Genomic DNA, 15,600 nt, shown 5'->3' with positions numbered 1-15,600 from the left:
TTCCGCATCCGCGGTGCTCCACGCGCAGTGCCGCACGCACGCGGCGGACCCTTCCCGTCCCTGGGCGCTCGCGCACGGCATGGACCTGGACGGGAAGGCCTTCCGCGCACGGGACGGCCGCCCGGCCTCGGACGCCATCGTCGCGGGCTTCCTGCACCGCGAGGCCTCGGACGCGGGGGCCACGGCCCGCTACTTCTTCGACGCCTTCACCCCGGACGGCACGCCCGTGGAGCCGCACCCGGCGCTCCAGGTGAAGACCTTCCTGCTCGCGGGATATCCGCGCTCGCACACATTCCCCACGGCGTGGGGCAAGGTGACGCTGCGCGAGCTGGTGGCGTCGCTCCAGCACGACTTCCGTCCCTCGCTCGCGTCCTCGCCGGACGGCGCGTGGGCACTGGACGCGCTGTCGCACGTGCTGGAGCCCGGGGGCTCGTTCGTGAACGGCGCGGGAGAGACGGTGCGCATCGACGCGGTCATGGACACCGCGCTCTCCACGCTGGAGTCCGCGAACGCGGAGCTGACCCGGGGCATGAAGGCGGGCCTGCCCCAGGTGCCCAAGAACAAGCAGGGCATCTACGCGCACCCGTGTGGCGGGCTCCACTTCTTCCAGGCCGTCGCGGGCTGGGCGCGCTTCCCCGCCGTGCGCAAGGCGTGGGGCTCACGGCTGGACGCGCAGGTGGACGTGCTGGTGTACCGGCTGGGGTCGGAGGCGCGGCAGTACGAGGCCGCGCTCACCGCCGCGCCCGCGTACCGCGTCCCCGTGCTGGTGCAGATGGTGAAGTTCCACGGCCACTTCCTGGAGGCGCTGGGGCGCTACCGGGACGAGACGGGCTGGAAGCCCACGCCCGCGCAGGCCCGCGCGGTGGAGGAGGCGAAGGCCGCGCTGGAGAGCGCCACGCTCCGGCTGGAGGCCACGGGCGCCTTCCGCGACACCGAGGCCCTGGCCCGGACACAGCCCCAGCTCGCCCTGGACCTGGTGGGCGATGCGTGCCACGCGGCACGCGGCTGGGACCTGTGGGCCTCCACGAAGGCCCGCTGAGCAGCGGCCGTCGACCCGAGCATCGACCCGAGCATCGACCCGAGCCTCAGGGCCCGTCCTGACGCTGTCCGCCCGGCCGCAGGCGCTGGAGGCCCGCGGAGAGCGCGGCCTTCCCGGAGGCCATCCACCGGCGGCCCCGCTGCCGCGCGACCATCACCGAGCCCAGCACGAGCCGCTGGGCGCGCATCTGGAGCAGGTCCGCGCGCAGCTCCATGGGCGTCACGGTGCGGATGCGGCCCTGCTCGTAGGCCTCCGTGATGGCGCGGCGCTGGAGCTTGCCGCTGCTTGTCTTCTGGAGCTGGCCGTAGCGGATGAAGAGGACGTCCTCTTGCGCCAGCGTCACGCCCACCGTCTCCAGCACTGACTGGCAGACCTGCTTGCGGCTGTCGGCCAGGCGCTCCAGCGCGGACGGGTGGTTCACCTCCGCCAGCACCACGAGGCGGCCCTTCACCTGGATGACGGCGGTGCGGCCCGGGCGGATGAAGGCCAGCCGCTCCACGGCCTGCTCGAAGTCCGCGGAGAAGAAGCTCTGGCCGTTCACCTTGATGCGGTCGTTGATGCGTCCGGTGATGAAGAGCTCGCCGCCCTTCTGGAAGCCCAGGTCGCCCGTGGCGTAGAAGCCCTCCTCGCCGCGCAGGGGCCGGTCATCCAGGAAGTACGACGGCGCGAGGCTGCCGCCGCGCAGCTCGATTTCGCCCATCTCGCCCTCGCCGCACACGCGGCCGTCCTCGGTGCGCAGCCGCACCTCGAACTCCGTCAGCGGCTGGCCCACGGAGATGGCGGGCTGGCCGTTGGGCGCGGTGATGACGCGCACCGGCTGGCCCGGCGGCACGCTCGCGACCAGCAGCACCGTCTCCGCCATGCCGTAGCAGGGCATGAACACGTCGCGCCTGAGGCCGCAAGGCGCGAGGATGGCCAGGAACTGCTCCAGGTTGGGGATGTTGATGGGCTCGCTGCCCAGGTAGATGCTGCGCACGCGCGACAGGTCCAGGCGCTTCAGGTCATCCGCGTCCGCCGACTTGAGCGACTTGAGCGCGTAGTCGATGGCGAAGTTGGGGATGACGGAGCCCATCACCTTCTCGGAGGAGATGAGTTCCAGCCAGCCCAGCGGATCCATCAGGAACGACGCGGGCTGGGACAGCAGCAGGTCGTTGCCCACCGCGAGGCAGGTGAGCAGCCCGCCGATGAGCCCCATGTCGTGGTACAGCGGCAGCCAGCTCGTCACCCGGTCCTCGGACGTGCGGCCGTCGTGCCGGGTGATCATCCGCAGGTTCGCGGCCAGGTTCTCCTGCGTGATGGGCACGCCCTTGGGGAACGACGTGGACCCCGACGAGAACTGCACGAACGCCAGCTCTCCGGGCGCCACCTCGCGCAGCTTCACGCCCGCGCGCTTCGCCCCCGAGGGCGGCAGCGAAACCCGCTCCAGGGGCAGCTCCAGCCCGGCCAGGCTCGGCGCGTCCAGCACGAGCGAGGCGCCGTAGCGCTCCCGGATGCGCGCGAGGAAGTCCCGGTAGGGCCCCTTCGGCGTGCTCAGGATGTACGGCTTCACGGACAGGGGCACCGCGCCCAGCTCCATCAGCCCCAGGAACCCGAAGATGACGGACGCGGAGGTCTCGAAGGGCAGCACCACGCGCGTGCCCGGCGTGATGCCTCGCGCGCGGAAGTGCTCCGCCGCCCCGGCCACCCGGGAGGCGAACTCCCGGTAGGGCACGAACTCCGGCGGCCCGACGAAGTCGTCGTAGAGAAACAGGCCGCGGCGCGGATCCGCCGACTCCAATCGCTGGATGATGTCGAGCATGCAGACCTCCCCTCCTCGTGGTTCTTCAGTGCGCGGGCGCCACCTGGCGCATCCAGGTGAGCACCCGGGGCAACACCTCGTTGCGGGCGCGCTCTCCGCGCACCACGTCGAAGTGGCCCGCCTCCCAGCTCAGCCCCTGCGCGCGTCCCAGGACGGCCAGCTCCTTGCGCGCACTGCCCAGGTGGGCCACCAGCTTCTGCGCGCGCGGCGGCGACGCATGGAACACGTCCGCCGCGCCCACGCCCGCGAACACCGGCAGCGTCACCTTGCCCAGCGCGCTCCAGTAGTCCGTCGTACCGTCCGCGCTGCGGAACGCGCCCGTGGGCGCCCAGTCCGTGAACTGCCGCATCACGCCCGCCGGTTCGTCCCAGGGCCCCTGCTTCAGCGCCTTCGCGGGGAAGCGCCCCAGCACTCCCGCCACCGCGGAGGAGAAGCCCAGCTGGAAGCGCTTCTTGAACCCGCCGTCGGTGTAGTCGTTCACCGCCGAGGACAGCGTGCACACGCCGGCCAGCGACGCCTGGAGTGAGGGGTCCACCCCCAGCGCCGCCAGCGCCGCGTAGCCCGCCATGCTGTGGGCCAACAGGAACAGCGGCCCGGGGTGGCGCGCGCGCACGGCCCGCACCAGGTCCGGGATGTCGTGGCGCACGTACGTGTCGAAGCTCCAGTCGTACGCGCGCTTCGCGGGCCAGCGGCTTTTGCCATGGCCGCGCAGGGACGCGACGTAGGCCACGCAGCCCTCGTCCACGAAGTAGCGCGCGGGCCCATCGCCCTGCCCGCCCAGGAAGAAGCGGCCGTCGGAGAACAGGCCCGGGACGAAGAGGATGCCGGGCGCGGAAGGAGGCGTCGCGGACGTGCGCGCCTCCACGACGTGCAGCGCGTGCTCCTGGGACGTGGGGACCCAGAACTCCTGCGAGGCGAACTCCGGCTTCGCGTTCGTGCTCATGGGAGCGGCTCCTGGGCGGTGGTGGCGGCCTGGACGCGCGCGGCGTCCAGGAACTGCTGCAGCGACGCGAGCGACCGGGCCCGCGCATCCAGGAAGGCCACGCTCACCAGGGCCTCCACCGCCAGCGGCCCGTCCGCCGCCAGGAACACGCGCTGCCGGAACCGGGCGCGGTAGTTGAGGCCGTCCAGCTCCAGCTCGTCCGCGGCGGGCGACTCCAGCTCCGTGTGCACCACCACATCGCCCGGGGGAATCTCCCGGCGGTAGTCCACCTCCACGCGCGACACCACGGCCACCACCGGACCGCCGCGCGTCAGCCCCTGCTGCTCCAGCCAGGCCCAGCGGCCGGCCTCCAGGTACTCCAGCGTGGTGGCGTTGTTCACGTGTCCCAGGATGTCCAGGTCGTTTGGACGCACGCGCAACGTGAGGGAGGACTCTTCGAAATGCACGGGGGGATGTCCTTCTTGCCGCCAGGGGGGTGGCAGCGACTTCAGGGGGACGGAGCGCGCGTCACGAGGACCACGGTCGAGACGAACCCTCCGCTATGCGACAGCGATACTGCGACCTGCAGCCCCTCGCGCGCCAGATGCGCCGCGAGCGTGCCGTGGAACCGGAAGCGCGGCGCGCGCCGCGCGTCGTGGACGAGTTCGGCGTCCGTCCAGAACCAGCCGTCCACTGCGGGCAGCGCCTTGAAGAGGGCCTCCTTCGCGCTGAAGCCCGCCGCCAGGCTCTCTTCCGGGTTCGCCGCGCGCTCGAAGTGGGCGAGCTCCGCGGCGGTGAAGAAGACGTCCGGCTCCCGCAGGGCCCGTGCGGCCTCCAGCTCCGTGACGGACTGGAGGTCGTGGCCCAGGCCCATCAACACCCGACGAGGTCCATCCAGGTGTCCTCCACCTCGTCGCGCGACGTCACCGTGATGCCGGTGATGCGCTTGAGGGCGTGGAAGATGAGCTGCTCCTTCTTGCGCAGCGCGTCCGGCGAGTAGAAGCCCTCGCGGTGCTCCAGCTGGTCCCACCAGTTGACGTGGGTGTCGCGGGACTCCACGCGCTCGCGCTTGCTGCCGTGCACCTCGCCGCCGTCGCGCAGGAACAGGTGCGCCACCGCGAACGCCTCCTTCGCCTTGTACGCGCCGCTGTCCACCAGCGCCTTCGCGAAGGCGATGAAGTAGGTCATGTGCTGCACCTCGTCCGCGGCCACCTGCTTGAACAGCGCCCGCAGGCCCGGGTCCTGGACCATCTGCGAGCACTGGCCGTAGTCCACCGCCGCCACCACTTCGGAGATGGCCAGCAGCGTGAGCGTGCGCAGCATGTCGTCGTCGGGGAACACCTTGCGGAACTCGATGAAGGTGGCGTCGGTGACGGGCTCCAGCCGCAGCACCGTGGACAGGCGGTTGAACGCCGTCTCGTGGTGCGCCTCCTCCTCGTTCCAGTAGCGGCTCCACGTGCCACACGCCTGCATGATGGCGGCGACCGTGGGGTTCTTCTCCTGCCAGCGGCGGCACTCCAGGTCCGCCAGCCGCTCCAGCCGGTCCGCGCCCGGCTTCGTCGTCAGCTCCGCGCGCCCCGCGTTCCACACCAGGTGCCGGTCGGCTTCACCGATGCGCGTGAAGTCCACCGCGGAGAGCAGCTCCACCACGCTCCAGCGCCGCGACTCATGCAGCCGCTGCTGCTCCCAGGTGACGTCCACCAGCGATAGGCCGCGCTGCGTGAGGGCTTCGTACAGCTCCAACTGGATGGCCGGACGGCCTTCGTGCGGAATGACGCGGGGGGTGGCGACGGTCGCTTCTTCGTGCTCGAGGCTTCGCGCCAGGACACTCATGCCGACTTCCGCTCCGGGTTCGAGACTTCGCCCATGAATACAGACAGGACCTTCGATACAGGTGTATCCAGGGACAGGGCAGGCAGGCGCACCCGCAGTCCAAAATCCTTGCGCAGCCCGTTGGACGTGCGGGCAAAAGCTTCCATCAAGTCCACGCTGTTGGTCATCCGCTCGGAGCGCGTGATGAGCGCCGAGAGGGTCAGGTCCTCGGAGAACAGCTCTGCCTCCGTGAGACCCACGTTTTCTGCGAACTTCCGTCGGATGTAGGACTCGAGCTCCTGCGCGTCGGGCACGGGGGACCTTCCTTCCCAGGGCTTGAAAGTCGATTTCCCAGTCAGAAAACAGGAAAGATCTAACTGTGGCTCCAGAGCTGTCAATCAGCAACGGGTCACTTCGGATCCGCGTGCGAACCCGCCTTCGCGGGTCGTTTCACGCGGTATTCATGCAATCAGACGCGAGATTTCCTCAGCGGTGAAACCCGCGTTCTCCAGGATGACGCGCGAGTGCTGTCCCAGCGTGGGCGGTGGACGCAGCGCGACGTCGCCCATGCGCAGCGGCGTGAGCAGGTGCGTGACGCGGATGCCGCGCTGCGCATCCTCCGCCTCCACGAAGAGGCCTCGCGCGCGCAGCTGCGGATCCGCCAGCACGTCGTCGCCCTCCGCCACCGGCTCCACGCAGAACTCCGCGCCGGAGAGCTGCTCGCGCCAGTGCGACAGGGGCTCGCTCGCGAAGACGCGGGTGAGCTCCGCCTTCACGCGCGAGCTGGCTTCACCGCCCGTGTACGCGTCGTCGAGGAGCTCCGGGCGGCCCAGCTTCGCGCACAGCGCGCCGAAGAACTTGGGCTCCAGCGCGCCCACCGCGAGCCAGCGGTCGTCCGCGGTGCGGTACAGGCCGTAGCTGGGATAGCCGCCGTTGAGCGCCTCGCTCCCGCGCTGGAGCGGCGTGCCCTCCTTTCCCATGAACAGGCGCGAGGCCAGGTGCAGGTGGAGGAACGCCAGCGCGCCGTCCGTCATGGACACGTCCACGAAGCGGCCCACGCCGGTGCGCTCGCGCTCGTGCAGCGCGGCCAGGATGCCCACCAGCGCGAAGAGGCTCCCCCCGCCGATGTCCGCCACCTGCACGCCCGGGAACGCGGGCGCGCCACCGGCCTCACCGCCGTAGCCCAGCAGTCCCGCGCGGGCCACGTAGTTGAGGTCATGCCCCGCCTTGAGCCGGTCCGGTCCCGTCTGGCCGTAGCCGGAGATGGCGCAGTAGATGAGCCGCGGGTTCTTCTGGCGCAGCACCGCTTCGCCCACGCCCAGCTTGTCCATGACGCCCGGGCGGAAGCTCTCCACCAGCACGTCGTAGTGGGACACCAGGCGCAAGAGCGCGTCGCGGCCCTCCGGCGTCTTGAGGTTCAGCGTGAGCGAGCGCTTGTTGCGGTGCAGCCCGTAGTAGAGCGCGCCCTCCCCTTCACGGTGCGGCGGCATGTGGCGGGTGGCGTCCCCCACGTCCGGGTCCTCCACGGTGTCCACGGTGGCGCCCAGGTCCGCCAGCACCAGCGTCGCGTACGGGCCAGGCAACAGGCGCGACAGGTCCAGCACCCGCAGGCCGGCGAGGGGGGAAGACGGCTCAGACATGGAAGGGGGGCTCCAGGGGGAGGTGGAGACATGCGGACGGCGCGTCCCCGTGAGGGTGACGCGCCGTCGGTACGACACACTACGGAGAGGCTCAGCCCAGCAGCTTCGCCAGCTTCATGGCGAGGCCCATGTCCATCGGCTTGAACTTGAGCTTGCCCTGCATGGCGGCCATCTGCGCGTTCAGCTTGCCCTCGCGGATCTTCACGAAGTCGTCGTTGCTGACGGTGACCGTCATCTTCGACGCGCCGTTGAGACCCTCGGACACCCAGCCGTCGGCCTTGGTGGTGTCCAGCGTCCACTTGCCGCCACCGTCGCCGGAGACGTCGAAGTGGATGATGGCGTTGATCTCCTTCGCCAGCTCCGGCTTCGACTGCAGCTTCGCGGGAATCTGCGTCTCGATGATGTCCTTCGCGGTCGCCATGACTCGCTCCTTGTGATCAGGTTGATTGGTGAATCAAGCCTGCGCGGACCGTAATGGCGCCCCACCGTCGGGTCAAGCACGGCACCATGTGGCCCCCTCAGACGCGCGAGGTGTCCACGGGGGGGCTGAGCGACTGTCGCACCATCGACAGCAGGTCGTTGAGCTCGAAGGGCTTGGCCAGGTGGCCCATGGCGCCAATGTCCTTCGCCTTGCTGCCGACGTTGCGGTCCGCGCTGAGGACGATGATGGGGATGGCCGCGAAGTCCGGCTTCTGGCGCATGCGCTGGGCGAACTCCCAGCCGTCCATCACCGGCATCATCAGGTCCAGCAGGATGAGGTGGGGAGGGTCCGGCTCCAGGCGCTCCAGGGCCTCCTTGCCGTTGCGGGCCCGGCGGATCTCGAAGCCCTCGGCTTCGAGGATCTCCGAGAGGGCCTCCAGGATGTCGGGATCATCGTCCACGACCAGAACCACGGGTGCGCCAGTGTGCTGTGCGTTGAGCGAGGTCAGAGGTGTCTCCTCGATACCGCTACCAAGGGGGGAGCATCCACCATCTACGGCCCTCCTGGCGCAAGAAATTAAGGGGCGTCCTCCCAGAGTGGGAGCCCGTTGCAAAACCGACAGTCACTGCCCACCCTTCCGGTGATTCGAAGCTCGGACAGGGGAGGTCCGCGTGACGTGGATGGGGGAGACACCTGGGAGCAACGAGGCGGCGCCCGGGCTCGCGCTGCTGCCCCGCCAGGGGACGCCACGCCTGCTCGGTCCCCTGCTCCTGGACTACCTGGGGCTGGAGGCCCTGCCCCCCGCTCCGGGCGCGGCGGGCATCGACGGGCTGATGGCCGCCGCGGGCTTCCGCCGGCGCGACGGCGAACGCAACCTGTGGGAGCGCGAGGACCGCACCCTGCTGGTAGGCGAGGAGCCGCTGGAGGACGGTGGACGGCTGGTGTGGGCGCTGCCGGTGCCCTGGGGCGCGAGCCAGGCCTCGTCGTCCGGGACGTCCGCGGCCTCGACGACGGGCGAGCGCGTGGCGGACCGCGTGCGCTACCTGTCGCTCGCGTCGCATGACCTGCGCGGGTCGCTGGCCAACATCCGCTCGTACGCGGCGCTGCTGCTCAACGGGCGCATCCCGCTGGAGCCCAAGGCGCAGCGCGGGCTGGAGACCATCCTGCGCAACGCGGACCGGGCGCTCTCCTTCGCCCAGGACTTCTTCGACTCCAGCCGCGCGGACCTGGGCGCGCTCGCGTGTGAGCGTGAGCGCCAGCCGCTGCTGCCCATCCTGGACGCCGCGGTGGAGCGCACGCGGGCCGCCGCCTCCGCCGCCAGTGTGGGGCTGGTGCTGGACGAGCTGCCGGAGCTGCCCGACGTGCAGGTGGACGCGGGCCGCATCCAGCACGCGGTGGAGGCCTTCGTGTACCACTTGCTGGGACGCGCGCAGCCCGGGGAGTCGCTCCACGTGCGCGCCGCGCGCCTGGGACATCAGGTGCGGGTGGAGGTGCACCGCGACGGCGCGGCCGTTCCGGAAGAGGACATCAGCGCCGTCTTCCAGTGCGAGGAGCGCGCCTTTCGCGAGCGCAAGCTGGAGGATCCACTGCGCGTCTTCCTGGCCCGGCAGGAGGTGGAGGCGCATGGCGGCCAGGTAGGTGCCCAGGCCGACGTGGGCGGCACCACCCTCTTCCTCACGCTGCCGGTGACCCTGTCGGAGGAACTCGGGCATCCAGCGGGCTGGCAGGCGTGAGCCCCTGCACGCGGGAGTTGCTAGCGCGCCCCCCCTCCCACCGGTATGCTCCCCGCGCATTTCGCGAGGAGCGAAGCCATGGGTTTGAAGCTTCCTGAGATTCTTCTGATTTTCGCGGCGCTGCTGCTGTTGTTCGGCGGCTCGCGGTTGCCGCAGCTTGGCTCGTCCCTGGGCAGCGCGCTGCGCAACTTCAAGCGCGGCTTCTCCAGCGACGACGACAAGGACGAGGCCAGCGACAAGAAGCCCGGCACGCTGTCCGCGTCCACCAGCGTGGACAAGGACGTCGCCGCCGCCAAGTCGCCCAGCCACAACGCCTGACGCCTGACCCCGTCTGGGTGGGCCCGGGAAGGCCCCGCCCCCGACGGTCGAAACACTCCAGCGCCGTTCACCCGTGACGCCCGTACCCTGGACCGCTCCAAGCGGCCATGGACGGGCGTCGGGCGTTTCAGCCGTGCGCGCCCCCCCGCGACCTGAAGTCACGGGGGGCGCCTCGGGCGTGCCTCAGTCCCCGCCGCCCTTGCCGCTCGCGTACATGGCGTCGATGAGCTTCATGTACTTCTGGCTGGCCACCTTGCGCTTCACCTTGAGGGTGGGCGTGAGCTCGCCGGACTCCTGCGTGAAGTCCGCCGTCATCACCTGGAACTTCTTGATGGTGGAGTACGGGGGGATCTCCGCGTTCACCTTCTTGAAGATCTCCTCGATGGCCGTGCGGATCTCCGGACGCTGGGAGTTCTGCTCGTAGCTGCCCACCGGGGCGCCCTTCTCCTCCAGCAGCTTGCGCGCCGGATCCTCCGACACCGTGACGAGCGCGACAAGGTACGGCTGCTTGTCGCCGTACACCATGGCCTGGCTGATGAGCGGGAAGGTCTTGAGCGTGTTCTCGATGTTCTGCGGCGCCACGTTCTTGCCGCCCGCGGTGACGATGATGTCCTTCTTGCGGTCGGTGATGCGCAGGTAGTTGTCGGAGTCCACCTCGCCGATGTCACCGGTGTGGAACCACCCGTCTGGATCCAGCACCTCCTTGGTGGCCTCCTCGTTCTTGTAGTAGCCCTTCATCACGCAGGGGCCACGCACCAGGATTTCACCGTCCGCGGCGATCTTGATCTCCGTGCCCGGCACCGGCGGGCCCACGGTGCCGATCTTGATCTTCTCCACCCGGTTGGCGTTGCACGGGGCGCTCGTCTCCGTGAGGCCGTAGCCCTCCAGCACCTTGAGGTCGAGCAGGTCGAAGAAGTAGGCGATCTTCCGGGACAGCGGCGCGCCGCCGGAGATGAAGATGCGCATGTTGCCGCCCAGCTTCTCGTCCAGCGTCTTGCGCACCTTGGAGAACACGAGCTTCTTCGCCAGGGAGAACTGGAGCGAGCTGTACTCGCGGCCCTGGCCCTTGGCCTCGGCGTACTCGTCGAAGAGGCCGAAGGCCCACTTGAAGAGCTTGCCCTTCATGCCGGGGGCCGCGGAGCCGTTGGCCACGACGTTGTTGTAGACCTTCTCGAACACGCGCGGCACGGACGGCAGCACCGTGGGGCGCGTCTCCGCCAGGTTCGCCAAGAGCTTGTCCACCGACTCCGCGATGATGAGCCGGAAGCCCATGGACAGCCACGCGGCCTTCACCACCTGGGCGAACACGTGCGCCAGGGGCAGGAACAGCATGACGGAGTCCTCGGGCCGCATCATGCCCATGGCCTGGGTGGCCTTCGCTTCATAGGCCCAGTTGCCGTGGGTGAGGATGACGCCCTTGGGGGCGCCGGTGGTGCCGGAGGTGTAGATGAGCAGGTTGGTGTCGTCCGACTTCACCTGCGCCACGCGCTCCGCGAACGCGGACTCCGTGGCCTGCGGGTGGCCCTTGCCGGAGGCCACCATGTCCGCGAGCGTCATCTCCTTGTCGCCGGAGACGGGGCCCTCGAAGACGACGATCTTCTGGAGCGCCGGGATGCTCGCCAGCTTGGAGCGCACGCGCGACAGGCGCCCGGCCTGCTTGGCGTCCTTCTCGTCGGAGTCGACGAGCAGCAGCTTCGTCTCCGAGTGGTTCAGGATGTAGTGACACTCATCCGGCGTGTTGGAGCCGTAGATGGGCACCGTGATGGCCTGGGCCGCGCTGATGGCCAGGTCCGCGATGATCCACTGCAGGCTGGTGTTGGCGAAGATGGCCACCCGGTCCCCGGGCTGGACGCCCTGGGCGATGAGGCCCGCCGCCTGCGCCTTCACGTCCTCCAGCACCTGCGCGTACGTGACGTCCTGCCAGCGCCCGTCCTTCTTGTGGGTGACGCCCACCTTGGAGGCGTTCTGGGCCCGCTGAACGAGCAACTGGACGAGGTTCTGCTCCTGCGTCCCGCCCGCCGCGGGAGCCGTCGTGACCTGACTCTCTGCCCTCACTTGAGCTCCTCCTGGATGTCGGCATCCACCTTCTTGGCCCACTGCTGCACGCGCTGCCCCTCCGCGGGGTTGTACGCGGTGCTTCCCTGCTTGACCTTCTCGATGGCGGCGCTCGCTTCCTTCGCCTTGCCGTCCTTCAGCAACGTCTCGGCCAGGTAGTAGTGCGCGCGCAGCGACTGCGGAAACTTGGCGATGGCCTTCTGGTAGTACTCCACGGACTTGCCCAGGTCGCGCTTGGGCCAGGGCAGCTCGTAGAAGTATCGCCCCTTCACCAGCCAGGGACCGCCGTACTCGTACGTGGGGTCGATCTTCAGCGCGGTGTCCAGGCGCTCGTTGAACTTGCCCTCCAAACCGTCCCCCAGCGCCTTCATGATGCCCACGGCCTGCGAGTAGGAACCGATGCCGCAGGCGGCGAAGTAGTAGCCCTCCACGCGCGCGGGCTGCAGCTTCGCGGCCTTGTCCCCGGCCTCCCAGGTCTGCTTGCCCAGGACCATCTTGAGCTTCTTCTCCGTGGCGCCGTCCGCCTGCCACTGGAGGATGCGCGCCTTGCGCCACGCGAGGTCGAAGTCGTCCGGCGTGGCCTTCAACGCGTCCGACAGCCCCGTCTCCAACGCCTTGACGGATTCCGCGTCCCCCCGCTTGGCGTACAACGCGTCGAGTTGGTCGAGCAGCGCGGGATCCGCAGCGTGTGCCGGGACCGCCCAAAGCACCCAAAGGGCAAGCAATTTCAAGCGCATCGAAATGCCTTAGCACGCACGCTCGCCCACCATCAACCGAACGCGCTAGACGCGGCGCGGCAAAAAAGAAGACGGGGTCGGCAAGGTGCGAACACCCCGCCAGACCCCGTCACCGGTGAGACACATCCCAGGCCGCTTCAGGCCGCGTCGGCCGTGGCGGTGTGCTCCTCGTTCTCGTTGAACGCGATGAGGTAGCGCTCCAGGAAGTTCTTCGTCTTCAGCTCCACCTGGCGCACGCGCTCGCGCGACACGCCCCAGCGCTGGCCCAGCTCCTCCAGCGTCAGCGGCTTGTCCTGCGTGAGGCGCTCCTGGAGGATGTCCCAGCCCAGGTCGCCAATGCGCTTGCGCACCTTGGCCAGGGCCTCCTGGATTTCGGTGTCCTGCTCGCGGGAGAGGAACGTCTCCTGCGGCGAGGGACCGCCGTCCTCGATGCGGTCGAGGAAGGTCGTCTCCCCCTCCTCGTCGATGGTGGCGTCCAGCGAGAAGTCCACCATGCTGCCGCGCTCCGCCTCACCGCCGCGCACCTGGCTGCGGTTGTCCTTCAGGTAGCGGGTGATGTAGGCGCGGATCCACCACACGGCATAGGTGGCGAAGCGCACGTTCTTCTTCGGGTCGAAGTGCTCGATGGCCTTCATGAGGCCGACGTTGCCTTCCTGGATGAGGTCGTCCAGGCGGGCCCCGCGGTTGGCGAACTTCTTCGCCACGGCGACCACGAAAGCGAGGTTGGAGCTGGCGAGCGTCTGTCGGGCGCTCTCGTCACCCTTGCGGGCCTGGCGGGCCAGCTCGTACTCCTGTTCACGCGTGAGCTGCTGGTGCCCGCCCAGGTGACGCAGGTAATGCGAAAGGCCCTCTGCCGCGTACTTCGTCGAGTTGGCCATGATTTCCCGTCCTTCCGTTCGTAACTGCCGGACGCGATGAATCCCCCGACGAACCGCGTCCATCTGTCACTAGGACGCGCAACGACGGAAAGGGTTTCTCATTCCTGCCAAGAAGGGCATTTCGGCCCCTTACCCTTGTCAAAAGCCCGTCACGTCCTCGCCCTTTCGGGCCTTTGAGAGCGTGCGACGCGACGGGTGGGACAGCACCTACGTTTCCGGCCACGAAGCTTTCAACGCTTGGGAGCGGGGAAGATTTTCTCGGGGTTGAGCAGGCCTGATGGATCAAAAAAGGCCTTCAGGCGGCGCTGCAGCTCCAGCAGCGCGGGAGCCTGCTCCAGCGCCAGATATTCCCGCTTCGCGTGCCCCACGCCGTGCTCTCCGGTGATGGTGCCGCCCAGCTCCACGGTGAGCATCAGCATGCGGCGCAGCGCCTCGTCGACGAGGGGGCGCTGGGCGGGGCCGTCGTAGAGGATGTTGGCGTGCAGGTTGCCGTCCCCCGCGTGGCCATAGGTGGCCACGGTGAGCCCCAGCTCCCCGCCCATCTTCTTCAGCCGCTCGATGATTTCGGGAATTTTCGAGCGGGGCACCACGATGTCCTCGGAAATCTTGGCGGGCTTGAGCGCGCGCAGGGCCGGGGAAATCACGCGCCGCGCGGCCCACAGCTTCTCGCGCTGGGACTCGTCCTGCGCCACCAGTGTCTGGGTGGCCCCGTGCTGGTTGCAGATGTCCCCCAACATTTGGAGCTCCGCGAACACGCCTTCGGGCGTGTTGCCGTCGACCTCGGCGATGAGGGCGGCGCCCGCGTCCGGGGGGAACTGGAAGCTGCCCCGGTGCACGATGGCCTGGACGGCGACCTCGTCGATGAGCTCCAGGCAGCGCGGCAGGATGCCGGCGGCGAGCACCGCGGAGACGCCCCGGGCGGCGTCCAGCACGGAGGGGAACACCACGAGCGCAGTCATCACCTGACGGGGCAGGGGAATCAGCTGCACCGTGATTTCGGTGGCCACGCCGAGCGTGCCCTCGGAGCCGACGAACAGCCCCACCAGGTCATAGCCGGCCACGCCCTTGATGGTGCGCCGGCCCACGCGCAGCACCTCGCCATCCGGCATCACCCACTCCAGGCCGATGACGTAGTCGCGCGTGACGCCGTACTTCAGGGCGCGCGGGCCGCCGGCGTTCTCCGCCACGTTGCCGCCCAGGGTGCAGAACTCCCAGGAGTTCGGATCCGGGGGATAGAAGAGGCCCTGGGCCTCCACCGCCTTCATCAGGTCGCCCGTCACCACGCCGGGCTCCACCACCGCGGTGAGGTCCTCCTTGGAGATGGAGCGGATCCGGTTCATGCGCTCCAGGCTCACCGCCATGCCGCCCTTGAGGGGCAGCGAGCCACCGCTCTTGCCGCTGCGCGCGCCGCAGGGGGTGAAGGGCACGCCGTGCGCCTGGCACGCCTTGAAGATGGCGGACACCTGCGCGGTGGTCTCCGGAAGGAGGACGGCGTCGGGCCGGTAGACGCCGCTGTCGGACTCGTCGCGCGCGTAGGCGTCGAGCGTGTCCGCGTCGCGCTTCACCTGGCCCTCGGACAGCACGCCCGCCAGGGCCTCCAGCACCGTCGCCACGCGCTCGGGCGCCACCCGCTCGAAGCGTTGGGCGGCGGGGTTCATCTTCCCGTCCCCGGCCGTGCCCCCAGGCGGGCCCACAGCTCGCGGCGCAGGGGGCCGTCGCGGCGCAGGCGCCCTTCATAGGCCTCCGCGTGGGTGACGGCGTCGCGCTGGTGGTCGGCCCTCAGGCGCAGACACGCCTGCTCTGCTTCCAGGATGCAGGCCGTCGCGGGACTGCCGAGCACGCGGGCGAGCGAGCGCGCCACCTGCCGGGCCAGGTCCTCCTGGAGGATGAGCCGGTGCGCGAAGGAGTCCACCAGCGCCCCGATGCGCCCGAAACCCACCACGCGCGAACCCGGCACGTAGGCCACGTGCGCGCGGCCGGTGAAGGGCAGGAGGTGGTGCGGGCACATGGAGTGGAAGCGCAGGTCCGTCACCACCACCAGCTCCCCGGAGGAGTCCGCGGGCGCGGGGTAGGTCTTCCCGAGTACCTCCTCGGGCGTGCGGCCATAGCCGTCGAGGAAGCCGTTCGCCCACACGTCGGCCACGCGCGTGGGCGTGTCCACCAGGTTCACGTCCTGGAGGTCGAGCCCCGCGGCGGTGAGGAAGTCGCGGACCGCCCGGGCCATGGCGGCGGGATCGGGGCGCACGG

The 15,600-nt window shown here is 69.6% G+C and carries 17 protein-coding genes; 3 read left to right on the top strand and 14 right to left on the bottom strand.

Annotation, left to right across the window (positions count from 1 at the left end; all coding sequences use genetic code 11):
- Positions 1-1,039: hypothetical protein (locus D7W79_RS25615; protein ID WP_439099228.1), on the top strand; the 1,039-nt coding region annotated here is incomplete at its 5' end.
- 46 nt (positions 1,040-1,085) lie between these two features.
- On the opposite strand, the gene D7W79_RS25610 is transcribed toward D7W79_RS25615, so the two are convergent.
- The 9 genes from D7W79_RS25610 to D7W79_RS25570 form a co-directional block, all read right to left on the bottom strand.
- Complete coding sequence (locus D7W79_RS25610) at positions 1,086-2,837, bottom strand: AMP-binding protein (RefSeq protein WP_120528017.1); 1,752 nt, start codon at positions 2,835-2,837, stop codon at positions 1,086-1,088.
- A gap of 25 nt (positions 2,838-2,862) precedes the next feature.
- Positions 2,863-3,780: an alpha/beta fold hydrolase gene (locus D7W79_RS25605; protein WP_120528016.1), complete on the bottom strand. Its 918-nt coding sequence runs from the start codon at positions 3,778-3,780 to the stop codon at positions 2,863-2,865.
- A complete protein-coding gene (locus D7W79_RS25600) occupies positions 3,777-4,226 on the bottom strand; it encodes an acyl-CoA thioesterase (protein ID WP_120528015.1) in 450 nt (149 codons plus the stop codon). Before D7W79_RS25600 ends, D7W79_RS25605 begins: the two co-directional genes overlap by 4 nt.
- Before the next feature lie 41 nt (positions 4,227-4,267).
- A complete protein-coding gene (locus tag D7W79_RS25595; RefSeq protein ID WP_120528014.1) occupies positions 4,268-4,633 on the bottom strand; it encodes a holo-ACP synthase in 366 nt (121 codons plus the stop codon).
- Complete coding sequence (locus tag D7W79_RS25590) at positions 4,633-5,592, bottom strand: ferritin-like domain-containing protein (protein WP_120528013.1); 960 nt, start codon at positions 5,590-5,592, stop codon at positions 4,633-4,635. Before D7W79_RS25590 ends, D7W79_RS25595 begins: the two co-directional genes overlap by 1 nt.
- Complete coding sequence (locus D7W79_RS25585; protein ID WP_120528012.1) at positions 5,589-5,885, bottom strand: hypothetical protein; 297 nt, start codon at positions 5,883-5,885, stop codon at positions 5,589-5,591. Before D7W79_RS25585 ends, D7W79_RS25590 begins: the two co-directional genes overlap by 4 nt.
- A 147-nt stretch (positions 5,886-6,032) precedes the next feature.
- Entirely contained in the window at positions 6,033-7,211 is a 1,179-nt protein-coding gene (locus tag D7W79_RS25580; protein WP_120528011.1) for a CaiB/BaiF CoA transferase family protein, read from the bottom strand.
- Between the two features lie 91 nt (positions 7,212-7,302).
- Entirely contained in the window at positions 7,303-7,632 is a 330-nt protein-coding gene (locus D7W79_RS25575) for an SCP2 sterol-binding domain-containing protein (RefSeq protein ID WP_120528010.1), read from the bottom strand.
- A 97-nt stretch (positions 7,633-7,729) separates the two neighbouring features.
- A complete protein-coding gene (locus tag D7W79_RS25570; protein WP_120528009.1) occupies positions 7,730-8,104 on the bottom strand; it encodes a response regulator in 375 nt (124 codons plus the stop codon).
- 208 nt (positions 8,105-8,312) lie between these two features.
- Here D7W79_RS25570 and D7W79_RS25565 point away from each other — a divergent pair, with 208 nt between their 5' ends.
- Both D7W79_RS25565 and D7W79_RS25560 read left to right on the top strand, forming a co-directional pair.
- A complete protein-coding gene (locus tag D7W79_RS25565) occupies positions 8,313-9,365 on the top strand; it encodes a sensor histidine kinase (RefSeq protein WP_120528008.1) in 1,053 nt (350 codons plus the stop codon).
- 78 nt (positions 9,366-9,443) lie between these two features.
- Positions 9,444-9,683, top strand: coding sequence for a twin-arginine translocase TatA/TatE family subunit (locus tag D7W79_RS25560; protein WP_120528007.1), 240 nt, complete (start codon positions 9,444-9,446; stop codon positions 9,681-9,683).
- Between the two features lie 183 nt (positions 9,684-9,866).
- Here the strand turns inward: D7W79_RS25560 and D7W79_RS25555 are convergent, their stop codons facing one another.
- The 5 genes from D7W79_RS25555 to folE all read right to left on the bottom strand — a co-directional run bounded on the left by D7W79_RS25555 (position 9,867) and on the right by folE (position 15,598).
- Entirely contained in the window at positions 9,867-11,738 is a 1,872-nt protein-coding gene (locus D7W79_RS25555) for an AMP-dependent synthetase/ligase (protein ID WP_120528006.1), read from the bottom strand.
- Complete coding sequence (locus D7W79_RS25550; protein ID WP_120528005.1) at positions 11,735-12,475, bottom strand: tetratricopeptide repeat protein; 741 nt, start codon at positions 12,473-12,475, stop codon at positions 11,735-11,737. Before D7W79_RS25550 ends, D7W79_RS25555 begins: the two co-directional genes overlap by 4 nt.
- Positions 12,476-12,612: 137 nt before the next feature.
- Complete coding sequence (locus tag D7W79_RS25545; protein ID WP_120528004.1) at positions 12,613-13,353, bottom strand: sigma-70 family RNA polymerase sigma factor; 741 nt, start codon at positions 13,351-13,353, stop codon at positions 12,613-12,615.
- 230 nt (positions 13,354-13,583) lie between these two features.
- A complete protein-coding gene (locus D7W79_RS25540; protein ID WP_120528003.1) occupies positions 13,584-15,011 on the bottom strand; it encodes an FAD-binding oxidoreductase in 1,428 nt (475 codons plus the stop codon).
- Positions 15,008-15,598: a GTP cyclohydrolase I gene (gene folE, locus D7W79_RS25535; protein WP_171418873.1), complete on the bottom strand. Its 591-nt coding sequence runs from the start codon at positions 15,596-15,598 to the stop codon at positions 15,008-15,010. The genes D7W79_RS25540 and folE overlap by 4 nt, the downstream gene beginning before the upstream one ends.
- Positions 15,599-15,600 lie beyond the last annotated feature (2 nt).

It is taken from the genome of Corallococcus exercitus, assembly GCF_003611585.1.
In the GTDB taxonomy this organism is placed as follows: Bacteria; Myxococcota; Myxococcia; order Myxococcales; family Myxococcaceae; genus Corallococcus; species Corallococcus exercitus.
Note: the sequence above shows the minus strand (reverse complement) of the source record. Positions and strands in the feature narration are given on the sequence as shown.